Annotated in this window: 10 protein-coding genes; 6 read left to right on the forward strand and 4 right to left on the reverse strand. The window is 41.2% G+C overall.

Annotated elements, in window-relative coordinates:
• Window positions 1-7: 7 nt before the first annotated feature.
• On the forward strand, window positions 8-1,039 hold the full coding sequence (locus BVC88_RS17135; RefSeq protein ID WP_075352010.1) for a bile acid:sodium symporter family protein: 1,032 nt from the start codon (window positions 8-10) through the stop codon (window positions 1,037-1,039).
• 221 nt (window positions 1,040-1,260) lie between these two features.
• Here the strand turns inward: BVC88_RS17135 and BVC88_RS17140 are convergent, their stop codons facing one another.
• Entirely contained in the window at window positions 1,261-1,632 is a 372-nt protein-coding gene (locus BVC88_RS17140; protein ID WP_075351947.1) for a single-stranded DNA-binding protein, read from the reverse strand.
• 287 nt (window positions 1,633-1,919) lie between these two features.
• Between BVC88_RS17140 and BVC88_RS17145 the strand changes: the two genes are divergently transcribed.
• The 3 genes from BVC88_RS17145 (at window position 1,920) to BVC88_RS17155 (ending at window position 4,087) form a co-directional block, all read left to right on the forward strand.
• A complete protein-coding gene (locus BVC88_RS17145; protein WP_175574442.1) occupies window positions 1,920-2,528 on the forward strand; it encodes a Crp/Fnr family transcriptional regulator in 609 nt (202 codons plus the stop codon).
• Window positions 2,529-2,629: 101 nt separating this feature from the next.
• Entirely contained in the window at window positions 2,630-3,280 is a 651-nt protein-coding gene (locus BVC88_RS17150; protein ID WP_075351948.1) for an NADPH-dependent F420 reductase, read from the forward strand.
• Between the two features lie 39 nt (window positions 3,281-3,319).
• Window positions 3,320-4,087, forward strand: coding sequence for a family 16 glycoside hydrolase (locus BVC88_RS17155; protein ID WP_139316597.1), 768 nt, complete (start codon window positions 3,320-3,322; stop codon window positions 4,085-4,087).
• A gap of 260 nt (window positions 4,088-4,347) precedes the next feature.
• On the opposite strand, the gene BVC88_RS17160 is transcribed toward BVC88_RS17155, so the two are convergent.
• The 3 genes from BVC88_RS17160 to BVC88_RS17170 all read right to left on the reverse strand — a co-directional run bounded on the left by BVC88_RS17160 (window position 4,348) and on the right by BVC88_RS17170 (window position 8,422).
• Entirely contained in the window at window positions 4,348-6,108 is a 1,761-nt protein-coding gene (locus BVC88_RS17160) for an arylsulfatase (protein WP_075351950.1), read from the reverse strand.
• Window positions 6,109-6,356: 248 nt separating this feature from the next.
• A complete protein-coding gene (locus tag BVC88_RS17165; RefSeq protein ID WP_075351951.1) occupies window positions 6,357-7,196 on the reverse strand; it encodes a metallophosphoesterase in 840 nt (279 codons plus the stop codon).
• A 92-nt stretch (window positions 7,197-7,288) separates the two neighbouring features.
• Entirely contained in the window at window positions 7,289-8,422 is a 1,134-nt protein-coding gene (locus BVC88_RS17170) for a DEAD/DEAH box helicase (RefSeq protein WP_075351952.1), read from the reverse strand.
• A gap of 203 nt (window positions 8,423-8,625) precedes the next feature.
• On the opposite strand from BVC88_RS17170, the gene BVC88_RS17175 reads away from it, so the two are divergent.
• Together BVC88_RS17175 and BVC88_RS17180 are read left to right on the forward strand one after the other, a co-directional pair.
• On the forward strand, window positions 8,626-11,274 hold the full coding sequence (locus BVC88_RS17175; protein ID WP_245803668.1) for a DUF7133 domain-containing protein: 2,649 nt from the start codon (window positions 8,626-8,628) through the stop codon (window positions 11,272-11,274).
• Window positions 11,275-11,306: 32 nt separating this feature from the next.
• The gene (locus tag BVC88_RS17180; RefSeq protein ID WP_075351953.1) at window positions 11,307-12,383 is read left to right on the forward strand and encodes a sugar phosphate isomerase/epimerase family protein; all 1,077 of its coding nucleotides are present in this window, start codon (window positions 11,307-11,309) and stop codon (window positions 12,381-12,383) included.
• Window positions 12,384-12,511: the final 128 nt, after the last annotated feature.

A 12,511-nucleotide genomic window follows, 5' to 3' on the forward strand; every position in this document is an offset into this window, starting at 1 on the left:
GCTAGTGATGTATTTCACGAAAGGAATTGCAACATCAGGACCTTTTTGGATCGCCTTTTTAGCCTTTTTAGCAATCTCATTTCGTGGATTTGAAAAGCTTAAAGGTTTCTCTTTTTCACTGATCATTTTTGCTTCGGTCACAATGGCCATGTTTTACCCGGTATATTTTGTGGAGGTTGGCGATTATAAACTTTCCAATTTGATTACTCCTTTGATCCAACTTATCATGTTTGGGATGGGGACTTCGATGAGTTTGGGTGATTTTTATGGCGTGGTGAAAACACCCAAAGGAGTCTTTATCGGGCTTTCTGCACAAATTTTAATCATGCCATTGATAGGTTTTGTGCTGGCAAGTGCCAGCGGATTTTCTGCTGAAATTGCTGCTGGGATAATCTTGGTTGGCTGCTCCCCAAGTGGTTTGGCTTCTAACGTGATGAGCTATCTCGCAAAAGCGAATTTGGCGCTTTCGATCACCATCACTGCTATTTCAACTCTTCTTGCCCCCTTATTTACCCCACTATTGATGAGGCTTCTGGCTGGTGAGTTTATAGAGATCGATGTCTTAAAAATGATGTGGGACATTTTTAAAATGGTCATCATTCCGATCGGAGCGGGATTACTTTTTAATAGACTGCTAAAAGGAAAAGCTAAATGGCTGGATGTGGCAATGCCTTTGGTGTCCATGTTTGGTATTGCGATGATTATTGTGATCATCACTGCTGCAGGAAGAGATAGCTTGTTGGATATCGGGGGATTGTTAATTCTGATTGTTTTGATTCACAATATTTCAGGATATACAATTGGTTATGGATATGCCAGGCTTTTCAGAATGAGTGAAAGAGATTCCCGCACCATTGCCTTGGAGGTAGGAATGCAAAATTCTGGACTTGCAGCTGGCATCGCTAAGGAGATGGGGAAGATTGCTACACTGGGTTTGGCTCCTGCAGTATTTGGGCCCTTGATGAATATCTCAGGTTCAATTTTGGCTTCGTATTGGCACAAAAAAGGATTGAAAGAAGGGGATTCCATCAAAAGCTAGGCGACTACTTAACCAACCCCCTCTGGTAGGATAATATTAGCCTAAGAGTAATCCCCGACAATTGTAGGGAGTAGGGGAGGTAAATCCCACCCAGTCAAGAGCAATGATTTTACTCGGCCGAGCTGAGGGGTAGCACCACTGGATTGAACTTGTGTCACAACCAAAATAAAAAAGGCAGGAAGAACAAACTCCCTGCCTTTTTAATTGAAAAATCCGGATTTTTAAAAAGGAAGATCTGCTTCCATTTTTTCTTTTTTCTCGGAGTTACCCATTAGCAGAATTTCGTTAACTACGATCTCGGTGATGTAGCGCTTCACGCCTTCCTTGTCAGTATAGTCCCGATTGCTGATTTTGCCTTCGATGGCGACCTCCGAACCCTTGTCGGTATATTTATTCAGGATCTCAGCATTCTTACCCCAGATCACGAGGTTATGCCAGGTGGTTTCGGTGATTTTCTCACCTTTTTGATTTTTGTACACCTCATTGGTAGCGAGGGATACCTTACCTAGGATCTTGCCACCGTCTAGGTTTTTGATTTCTACTTTGCCGCCTAAACGACCGATTAGCTGAACTTTGTTTCTTAGCGCATTCATGATGTTTGTTGTTTTGGTTAGGAAATTTGTTTGTCGTTTTCGCCAGAGGAAAAACTTATGGTCCAAAGTTGCAGGGTCGGTAAAGTCAAAATCGGTAGCTACCCATTTGTATCCGATTGTATCCGTTTGTTGTCGGTTAATTACTGATTAGGCGAAAAATAGATAACTATTTTATAGAAAAAAGTTTTTAGGTTTAGAAAAGTTAAAAAGGAAATACCCGCAATTGCGGGTATATTATGTTGTGGGCAATGCAGCGAACTGATAAAACATCCTCGTACCGACAAAGAATGAATGAAGAAAAAATTATACAAACACAAATTGAACCTTTGTTAGGTTATTTTCAAAATCTAATTCCTCTTAATAAGGAAGAAAAACAATTGGTGTTCGACTTGTTCAAACCCAGATTGTACCGAAAACGGCAGTATGTATTGCAGTCAGGTGATGTATGTAACCAGTTCAATTTTATAGTTCGAGGCTGTGTGCGTATGTACAAAGTTGATGACAAAGGAAATACTCACATTATACAGTTTGCTTCCGAGAATTGGTGGTTGAGCGATATTGGTAGTTTTCACGAACGAACACCTTCTGAACTCAATATTGATGCTTTGGAAGACACAATGGTATTACAAATAAGCCACGATAATTTGCTGTCACTTTATATTCAAGCTCCTAAGTTCGACCGTATTTTTAGGGTACTGATTGAAAATAGCTTTGTATCGCTTCAGAAGCGATTATTGCAAAATATTAGTTCTTCTGCCGAAGAAAGGTATTTATCATTTATAGAAAGTTATTCGCACCTGGCCAACCGAATTCCACAAACACAAATTGCTTCATTTTTAGGCATTACACCCGAGTTTTTAAGTCGTTTAAGAAACAAGCAAACCAAAAAATCTTAAACTACATCAATACTATTTCTTGACCCAGTTCATTGTAGTGAGAGCTCTTTATATCACAACTTTGCATTATCAATTTATTGTTAAACTTCAAAAGAAATAGTATGCCAACAACATCAAAAGTAGCTATCATCGGCTTAGGAAATATCGGGAAAACTTTAGCCCAAAACTTCGTCAAAGGGAATCAGCCCGTAATTATTGCAAGCCGAAAGTTGGAAGATGCAAAAGCATTGGCAAAGGAATTGGGAACACTGGCAACAGCGACCGAAATAAGTGAAGCCATTAAGAATGCAGATATCATTGTGTTGTCTGTTTGGTTCAACACCATTCAGGAATTGTTCGAACAATTTAGTACAGAACTACAAGGGAAAATAATCATTGATCCATCAAATCCAATTGCCCCGGATGAAAATGGCGGTTTCAAAAAAAATATTGGTGAAAAAGAATCCGCTGGACAGCTTAATACTGCTATCTTACCAAAGGGAGCAAAACTGGTCAAAGCATTCGGTACATTAGGTGCAGCTTCATTAGCAAGTGCAGCTTTTCATTCACCTGAAAAATCAGTTTTATTTTATGCTACAAATCACACCTCTATAGATACGGATATAGAGCAATTAATAGAATACAATGGCTTTGATGCAGTAAAGGTAGGTGGTTTAGAACAATCTATCCGCATTGAAGTATTTGGGGATTTACATGAATTCGGTGCGTTGGGCAGAGTGGTTACAAAAACTGAGGCTTTGCTGAAATTGTAAGAGCATAAATGATTAACCTAAAAAAATGAATCAATGAAGATGTTTAAATTATTCACATGCCTAAGCTTAATTTTGGGAATTTACAATGGCGTTGTAGCCCAGAGTTCTGAAAATTGGCAGACTTTGAAGCTGGGCAAACAAACCTTTGAGCTTCATAATGTCACCGGTGAGATTGTAAAATTTCAGGGCAAAAAGGTTTTGAAAATTGAACGGGATTTAGAGGCCCTTCCATTTGATGCCAATCGGTTGGAAGAAACTGTTGACGAAACCCACTATGCTCGGCTTTTGGGCTTAGATGACTTTGAAAACGGAACGATAGAAGTAAAAATGTACAGCAAATTCCAAGACCCTTCGCCTTATGCTCCAGCTGCAGGTTTTATTGGAGTATATTTTAGAATAAAAGAAGATGATTCCGCCTTTGAATCTATTTATCTCCGACCTAAAGTAGGAAGAATAAATAACCAATATGCCAGAAATCATGCTGTTCAATATTTTTCATACCCTGATTATAAATTTCAGACCTTAAGGGATAATTTCCCGGCAGGAACCTATGAAGGTTCTGCCCCTGTAGCGATGGAAGAGTGGATTACCATGCGGATTGAGGTGAATGGTGAAACTGCTGAAATGATTATCAATGACATGAAATATTCTTCTTTCATCGTTAATAAGATGTTAGGAAAAAATCAGAAGGGTTATGTTGGACTATATGTAGACATTGCGACAATTGGTTATTTTAAGGATTTGAAAGTGACCAAACGAGCCTTTAAAGACAAAAAGGAATTTGGACAGAAAATAGATGATATTTAATGGTTACTCAATTTGAATAAACAACCCCTAAAGAAAATGCACATGCCCACAACATTGTATAAAAGCAATAGCGGGTGACATGGATATTGAGAGCTAATTGCTATCTGTTGACTTTGTAGCGGATTGAAAGTATTTTGCTTTTAATCCGCTACTGCTTTTATACTTGACCGTTCAACGCCAAGCGAAAGGTTCTTCTCTTCTGTCATCTGGCCACAACAAGAAAGTATATAAGCATATCCGTATCATCCCCGACAATCATCTTATTTCTTACTGAGTTCCACCCAAAAAGGAAAATAACGCTTACCACCAGCTTCATAAAAAGGGAGTAATTGGCCAATCCCGGATTTGAAAGAAACATTCTTAAGTTTCAACAGATCAAAATTTTCTTCGGATTGATCTTTAAAAATAATGACCTGATTTCCGAACTCAAGAGTCACTTTGCCTTTAGTCTCCACTGGCTTCACAAATTTGAGCGAAATGTCATAAATCCCTTCTTCCATTTTCACATTCCAATATCCATAAGTATCCTCCTGTGCCCAAATCCCGCGCTCTCCCGACGCATCGTTTCGATTCAGAATAGTGGGGTTTTCTGCGGGATTTCCAACCTCTATCAGTGGCTGATTGATCAAGTTTTCTTCTTGGATCAGTTCATTGTAAATCAGGTCTAGCTCAGCTTTAAGCGATTGAGCTTTAGTGGCTTCTTTATCTACCAGATTATTTTGTTCGTACGGATCCTGATCCAAATTGAATAATTCAAAACTCCCATCTGGCGCATTATAGTCTGTGTTTCCAACCAATTTCCAGCCTTCTTTTTGAATGGCAATATTTTGATAGCGTTCTGGATATTTCCGAGTCCAATAGGAAAAATAAATTCTCTCATCGGTTGCAGGGGTATTTCCCTCCATCCAAGGAAGCAAACTTCTGCCATCGATTTTCCGGTCTTTTGGCACTTCAAAACCGATCAAACCCGCCAAAGTAGGCATAATATCTAAATGAGCAGAAAGTGCATCGATATCCCGGTTTCCTTGAAATCGATTTGGATATCGAATCAAAAGTGGAACGCGCACACCTCCTTGAAAAACATTTCCTTTCAAACCTCGCATTCCCCCGACATAGCGCTGCTGCTGGGGACCATTGTCGGTCATGAAAATCACAATCGTATTTTCGGCAATGCCAAGTTCTTCCAGTTTCTGAAAAAGCCGATTCAAATTATCATCGATATTTTCCACCATCGCATAGACTTTTCGGGCATCTTCCTTTTGCCTTTCCGACATGGGATAGAATGGTTTTCCGTCTTCGCCAAAGCCAGCGCTTGGGTCGATATCCTTGTATTTTTGATAATATTCCTCTGGAACTTGAAGCGGTGTATGAGGAGCGTTAAAGGATAAATAGGTGAAAAAAGGCTGGTCTTTGTTCGCTTCGATAAACTTGATGGCTTCGGAGGCGAAGATTTCTGAGCAATAGCCAAGGTATTTTTGTTGCTGGTTATTATGCCAAAGCACCGGGTCGAAATAGCTTCGATCCCCTTGAAAAAAAGTAGTGAAATCTCCGACTTGACCCATCCCTCCAGCTAAATGGATTAGCGATTCATCAAATCCCTGATCGCTGGGGCGCATGGGATAGTTGTCTCCCAAATGCCACTTGCCGAAAATACCGGTTGCATAATCTTTGTCTTTCAGTAGTTCTGCAATAGTGATCTCCGAACTTGCCATCATCGCACCGCCATTGTAGGTATCCCGCACTCCGGTTCTTAATGAATACCTTCCAGTCATCAAGCTCGAGCGAGTAGGGGCACAGACTGGGGAAACATAGTAATTGGTAAATCGGATGCTTTCAGCTGCCAGCGCATCGAGTGTTGGAGTATTTACGTGAGGATTTCCAGTGAATCCAAAATCCCCATAGCCCTGATCATCGGTGATGATTAGAATCACATTTGGGCTTTTTTCTTTTTGCTGCGCAAAGCTTTTAAATCCAAAAAGTGTAAAAGTACCTAGGATGAGAATTCGAAAAGTTTGATTCATAAGGCTAAAGTCTGATTGTCTATCAATCTAAAAAAATTATCTGATTACCCGCAATTTAACCAGAAGATCAAAAATGAGCTTTGAAAGTGGCGGTTAATCGTCGACCGACCACTGTCCACTGTCCACAGCTGATTTATTGAACTTCAAACCTTATTTTCTTTGGCTGCTGGTAAGAAAACGGTTATACGGAAAAAAATATACTAGAAAATACGCTAGGAGGTAGCACCCAATTTCGCTTTTCAAGTCAACTAGCCTTTTGTCAATTCAAAAACAGTGATCTCGGGTCTCACATTAAAACGAATGGGGTACATATGTCCCAGTGCTCGATTGATGTATAAAGTTCGACCATCCTTCAGGTCAATTTCTCCGGCGGAATAAGCTCGATTTTTTACAGGTAAAATCGGAGGAGGAAGAAAGGGTGCTTTGACTTGGCCTCCATGGGTATGTCCCGAAAGAATCCAACCTTGATAATTGTTCCAGACATCCAAATCACAAACATCTGGATTATGGCAAAGCACAATGTTAGCTGCACTTGGATCATGCATTGCCATCATTTTCTCAGGCCCGAAATTTAATCCCCAGTAATCATCCATTCCTAAGAAATTGACTCCATCTGATTGTCCGATTCCATTTCTCAAAGGGTTGATTCCTGCTTTTTCTAGAATCTCACAGGTAGTGGAGGCTACTGTTTCATTTGACCATCCATGCCCGTAATCGTGATTCCCTAAAACTGCAAATGTGCCAATTTTGCCCAAAACAGCTGATTTTAAAACCTGCTGCAATTGAATGTACTGCTCCTTATTTTCGAATGAAGTAAAATCTCCTGTGTAAACCACAAAATCAGGCTTGAAGGATTTAGCTAATTCTAGTGATTCGATTATGTAATTCCAGTCAAATCGATTGCCTACATGCATATCAGACACCTGAATCAGTGTTTTTCCAATAAGTTCTTGAGGGAGATTTTTAATTGGCATGTTCAACTTCACAAATTCCAGGTTGTAAGGGGCAATCTGCCAAGAATAAATCCCGGTAAGTGCGGCAGTTGCTCCTAATCCTATACCTGATTTGATAAAGTTTCTACGATTCATCCAGTTTAAAATAAACTTCAAATTAACAATCTGTATCCCTTTCCAATCTTTTTCTTGGATGGGTTTCAGATTTTTGAATTTAGCCTTTTCACTTAAAACTCCATCTCATCGGTACTTCTCAGTTGCACATGCTTCCCCATTTTTTTCTGAATAATCTTGAAGTGATGAAGATCTTCTTCGGTGATAAGCGAAATGGCTTCTCCAGTGGCTCCAGCACGACCTGTTCGACCGATACGGTGCACATAGTCTTTCGGGGATCTTGGTAATTCGTAATTGATGACCAAGGGTAAAAATTTGATATCAATTCCTCGGCCAGCGAGGTCTGTTGCAACCAAGATTCGGGTCTTGCCAGATTTGAATTTCGCCAAAGCTTCAGTTCGTGCACCTTGACTTTTATCCCCATGAAAAGCAATGGCATCGATACCATTTTTATTCAACTTCGTCACCACATTATCAGCCGTTCGGATAGAGGAAACGAAAATCAGGATTTGAGTCCAGTCACCCGAATTCACCAAATAACGTAGAAAAGGACCTTTTCGCTCTGCAGAGATCCTATAGGCATATTGCTCAATCAGGTCGGCATCGATAGTTTCAGGTTCCACAGAGACCTTTATCGGTTCATTCAAAAGAGAGGCGATCATCTCTTCGAGTGTTTCCTCCATGGTTGCGGAGAAAAGGATGTTTTGCCGCTTTTTTGGGAGTTCTGCTAAAATCTGATCGATCTCCTCTCGGAAACCCATATTCAAGACCTTATCCATTTCATCCAAAACCAGGATTTCGACTTGATTAAGCTGTAGTGCATTTTGTGAAAGCAAATCCAATAACCTCCCCGGAGTGGCGACAAGAATGTCCGTCCCGATCAGTTTTTGCATTTGGGGATTGATAGAAACTCCACCATAAACCGCTAGTGTCTTCACTTTTCTACTCAAGAATCTTGAAAAATTATCCGCTACTTCCGCTACTTGAGCTGCCAACTCCCGGGTAGGAACCAAGACCAAGACTGGGACAGCTCGATGTTTTGTGCCTGGGTTTTTCTGCAAAAACTGAAGAATGGGTAATATGTAAGCAGCTGTTTTTCCAGAACCAGTTGGGGCGATTCCAAGGAGATCTCTTCCTTTGATCAGAGCAGGAATCGCCTGAATTTGAATCGGGTAGGGATTGGAATAATTTGCACGTTCGGTGGCGGTAAGTAGCTCTTTGGAAAGGCCTAGTTCGGAAAACTTCATGAATCAAAGTTACTTCAATTGTGAAATACTATGGAAATAAAGTTGAAATACGGTAGAAATAGATCTCGCTGCGCTCGATGAAATATTGGATTTTAGTCCTATTTCGCGAAGCCTATTTCGCCGAAGGTCTATTTCAGCGAAGCTGTATTTAATAATTTCATTTTTCCACTCATCCAAAATCTACCTTTAAACCTCATACATTTTTGTCAATCAGCGGAATAAAAGCCAAATTAGAAGTTGCTGAATGGTTTTTTGAATTGAAGAAAACTTTTAATCAGCAACTAAACCCAAAATATGCTATTGCAATGCACTTCAGAAGCATTCTTTTATTACCCTTCCTAATCTTAGCTTTTTCTTGTAGCAAAAAAGGACCGATCCCGGAAACTGCGGATTCTCCGGCTCGAACTGCAGCAGAGGAAATGGAGACCTTTCAGATCGAGCCGGGATTCAAAGTGATGCTGGTAGCTGCTGAACCCCTTATCGAAGATCCTGTTTTGATTCAGTTTGATGAAAATGGCAGACTTTGGGTAGTGGAAATGCGAGGCTACATGACCGATCTTGAAGGTAGTGAAGAAGATCAACCCATTGGCCGAATTTCGATTTTGGAGGATGAGAATGGGGATGGAGAAATGGATAAAAGGACCATTTACCTCGATAATCTGGTGATGCCAAGAGCTATTGGGTTTATAAAAGGGGGAGCTTTGGTGGCTGAGAATAATTCACTTTGGGTGACGCAGGACACAGACGGCGACCTAAAGGCTGATACCAAGATTTTGTTGGATTCTACTTACGCTTCGAATGGAGTTCCGGAGCATTCGGATAATGGTTTTGTGCGGAATGTGGATAATTGGTATTACAGTGCTAAGTCCAGACTTCGGTATCGAACAGACGGGGAAAATTGGATTCGGGATAGCACTGAGTTCCGTGGTCAATGGGGGATTTCGCAGGATGATCAGGGCCGCCTGATCTATAATTACAATTGGTCGCAGCTTCACGGAGATTTAGTTCCTCCAAATTACCTCTCGCGAAATCCTAATCATGAGCCTTCGACAGGAATCGATCATGGCTTGACCATAGATCGAAAGATTTTCCCTATTCGAAGTAATCCAGCCATCAATCGAGGATACATTCCAGGAACTTTGACTGAAGACGGGAAATTGTTGGAGTTTACTTCTGCTTGCTCACCAACTGTCAATCGAAGTCATCTTTTTCCTTCGGAATACTTTGGGAATATTTTCGTCATGGAAAATGCCGGAAATATAGTCAAGCGAAACGTGGTCAATCAGAATGGAATCCTCTTAGAGGCTCATGATCCAAATTCTGGACGCGAATTTATGGCTTCGACCGATGAGCGTTTTAGACCAGTGCATGGGACAATGGGCCCCGATGGAGCACTTTATATAGCCGATATGTATCGTGGAGTTGTGCAACACAGTTCCTATATGACACCTTATTTGAAGGAGCAAACTCTCGAGCGGGGATTGGAATTGCCAGTGCATTTGGGTAGAATTTGGCGAATCGTTCCAGAAGATTGGAAGCCAGAACCTTTTCCAAAACTTGCTAATGAAAGTAATTCAGAACTCATTTCTCGACTTTCGAATCCAGATGGTTGGCATCGGGACATGGCTCAGCGAATTTTGGTGGAGCGAAATGATCCGACTACAATTCCGGAATTAATGAATCTCGCAAAATCCGGAGATTCTGAACTGGGAAGATTTCATGCCCTCTGGACACTGGAGGGAATGAATGGGTTGGATGCTGACTTACTTTTTGAAACGCTGGAGGACCAAAATCCTTTGTTGAAAAACACCTCCCTTCGCTTGTTGGAGACTTTCGCCAAGGGCAATCCAGAGACTAAACTAAAACTGGAATCCAAAATGATTGAGCTGGCTAAAACCAAAGATGTGACCACAGCTTTGCAATTGGCCTTAAGCAGCGCGGCAATTGGAGAAGTAACTGCTGGGCAGGTTTTAGAAATAGTGCTAAACTCTTTTGGAGATCAAGCTTTGATTCAAGATGCAGTGATGAGTAGTCTCACCGATCGGGAATATGGTTTTTTAGCTAGACTTTGGACTGCCCCAGATTGGGAAAACACAGCTCAAAGCAAGGAGATTTTTCTGGAGACTTTGACTTCATCGATTATGAAACGAGGAGATTCTCAGGAAATCAAATCGCTTTTGGCGATGGTCCAGGGAAAAGATTCAGAAATGAACTGGAAGCAACAAACGGTTTTAATCGGTATGGCTATCCAAGCTGGGAATGCTCAAAATCAAAAGCCTGTTACACTTGCTAGTGAGCCAGCTATTTTCAAGCAGGCTAATCTGCCTATCGATCAGAACAAACTGGAAATGCTAAAAAGACGCTTTAGCTGGCCTGGTTTTGTGCCAAGTGAAATTATCATTACAGCTAGCTCTCTGGATGAAAAAGCACAGATCCAATTTGCCGAAGGCCGTAAGAAGTACCTCGTGAGTTGTGCTGGTTGCCATGGTTCGAATGGTAAGGGAGTTCCCCGGATGGCTCCACCTCTTGTGGCTTCGGATTGGGTATTAGGCGATGAAAAAAGACTTGCCTTGATTATCCTTCACGGGATAGAAGGACCGATTGAAGTAGCTGGTAAGAAGTATGATGCGCCGGAGATTTTACCGGTAATGCCTTCACATTCCACGATGGATGATGAAAGTATCGCAGCCATTTTGACTTATGTTAGAAATGAATGGGGAAATCAAGCTCCTGCGATCACACGTGGCTTAGTTGGTGGAACTCGACATACTTCACAGGGAAGAGTTTATCCTTGGAGTCCAGCCGAATTGAATAAACATATCGAGTCGCTTCCACCTCCAAAAACTGATTAAACTATTTCACCCAAAACCTAGCCCCATTGAACATGAAGACAAATAGAATTCAGGAAGACCGAAGGAGTTTTTTGAAAACTTCAGGACTTGGATTAGCCGCTTTGGCATTTCCATTCCAACTGTTGCCAGAATATTTGAAGGATGTCCCAATGGGAATTGTCGTTCATTCTTATGGGACGAGATGGCATTCGAAAGTCGAAAGCTCAAGCTATCCGGGATTTCAGGATGCGCTGGATTTAATGGCGCATTGCCACCAGATCGGAGCTGGGGGAATTCAGGTTGGAGTGAATGGTTGGGCAGTTGACTTTGCTAAAAAAGTGAGGGATCAGCGCGAAAACATGGGGATGTATCTGGAGGGAAGCATTGGGCTTCCAAAGTCTTCATCGGAAGTTGCTGCTTTTGAAACGGAAGTTAGAGCGGCCAAAGAAGCAGGTGCCACAATCCTTCGAACGGTTTGTCTTTCTGGTCGTCGGTATGAAAATTTTCACTCGGCTCAGGAGTTTCAGGCCTTCAAAACTCAAGCCTTGCAATCCATTCATTTAGCGATTCCCATTGTAGAAAAGCATAAAATGAAACTTGCGGTCGAAAATCACAAGGATTGGAAAGCTGCTGAACTAGCCGCAATCATTCGTGATATTGACAGCGAATGGCTGGGAGTAACCTTGGATTTTGGGAATAATGTTTCATTGCTTGAAGATCCGATGGAAGTGATCCGGACTTTGGCTCCGCTTGCTTTTTCGACACATATTAAAGACATGGGCGTGAAAAAATATACGGATGGCTTTTTGCTTTCTGAAGTTCCGCTTGGTCAAGGAATCGTGAATGTGAAAGAAGGGGTAAAGCTTTGCCGAAAATACAATCCAGCCATCACTTTTAGCTTGGAAATGATCACTCGGGACCCTTTGAAAATCCCCTGTATGAAAGATGATTACTGGGCTACTTTTGAAGAAATGAAAGGAGAAGATTTCGAAAAAACCATGGCAATGGTTGAAAAGCACGTATTCAAATCCGATCTTCCAAGTACAAGCAATCTTGATCCGGAGGGAAGATTGGCTTTTGAGGAAACGAATGTGCTGGAGTGCTTGAAGGTCTCGCGAAAAATAATTTAGTGTATTACAAGGAATTAAGTACACAGTACCATGTTTTTGAGATAAGAGATTGAGAGAATAAAAGATTAAAAAATCAAATCGAGAAGAGAAATACGAACAGATTGCTTCGGATTTGAATGATTTTCTAA

Source organism: Algoriphagus marinus (assembly GCF_001936475.1).
Lineage (GTDB): Bacteria > Bacteroidota > Bacteroidia > Cytophagales > Cyclobacteriaceae > Algoriphagus > Algoriphagus marinus.

Coding starts and splice junctions, on each gene's coding strand:
- BVC88_RS17135 (WP_075352010.1), top strand. CDS start 8: ATGTATTTCACGAAAGGAATTGCAACATCAGGACCTTTTTGGATCGCC.
- BVC88_RS17140 (WP_075351947.1), bottom strand. CDS start 1,632: ATGAATGCGCTAAGAAACAAAGTTCAGCTAATCGGTCGTTTAGGCGGC.
- BVC88_RS17145 (WP_175574442.1), top strand. CDS start 1,920: ATGAATGAAGAAAAAATTATACAAACACAAATTGAACCTTTGTTAGGT.
- BVC88_RS17150 (WP_075351948.1), top strand. CDS start 2,630: ATGCCAACAACATCAAAAGTAGCTATCATCGGCTTAGGAAATATCGGG.
- BVC88_RS17155 (WP_139316597.1), top strand. CDS start 3,320: ATGTTTAAATTATTCACATGCCTAAGCTTAATTTTGGGAATTTACAAT.
- BVC88_RS17160 (WP_075351950.1), bottom strand. CDS start 6,108: ATGAATCAAACTTTTCGAATTCTCATCCTAGGTACTTTTACACTTTTT.
- BVC88_RS17165 (WP_075351951.1), bottom strand. CDS start 7,196: ATGAATCGTAGAAACTTTATCAAATCAGGTATAGGATTAGGAGCAACT.
- BVC88_RS17170 (WP_075351952.1), bottom strand. CDS start 8,422: ATGAAGTTTTCCGAACTAGGCCTTTCCAAAGAGCTACTTACCGCCACC.
- BVC88_RS17180 (WP_075351953.1), top strand. CDS start 11,307: ATGAAGACAAATAGAATTCAGGAAGACCGAAGGAGTTTTTTGAAAACT.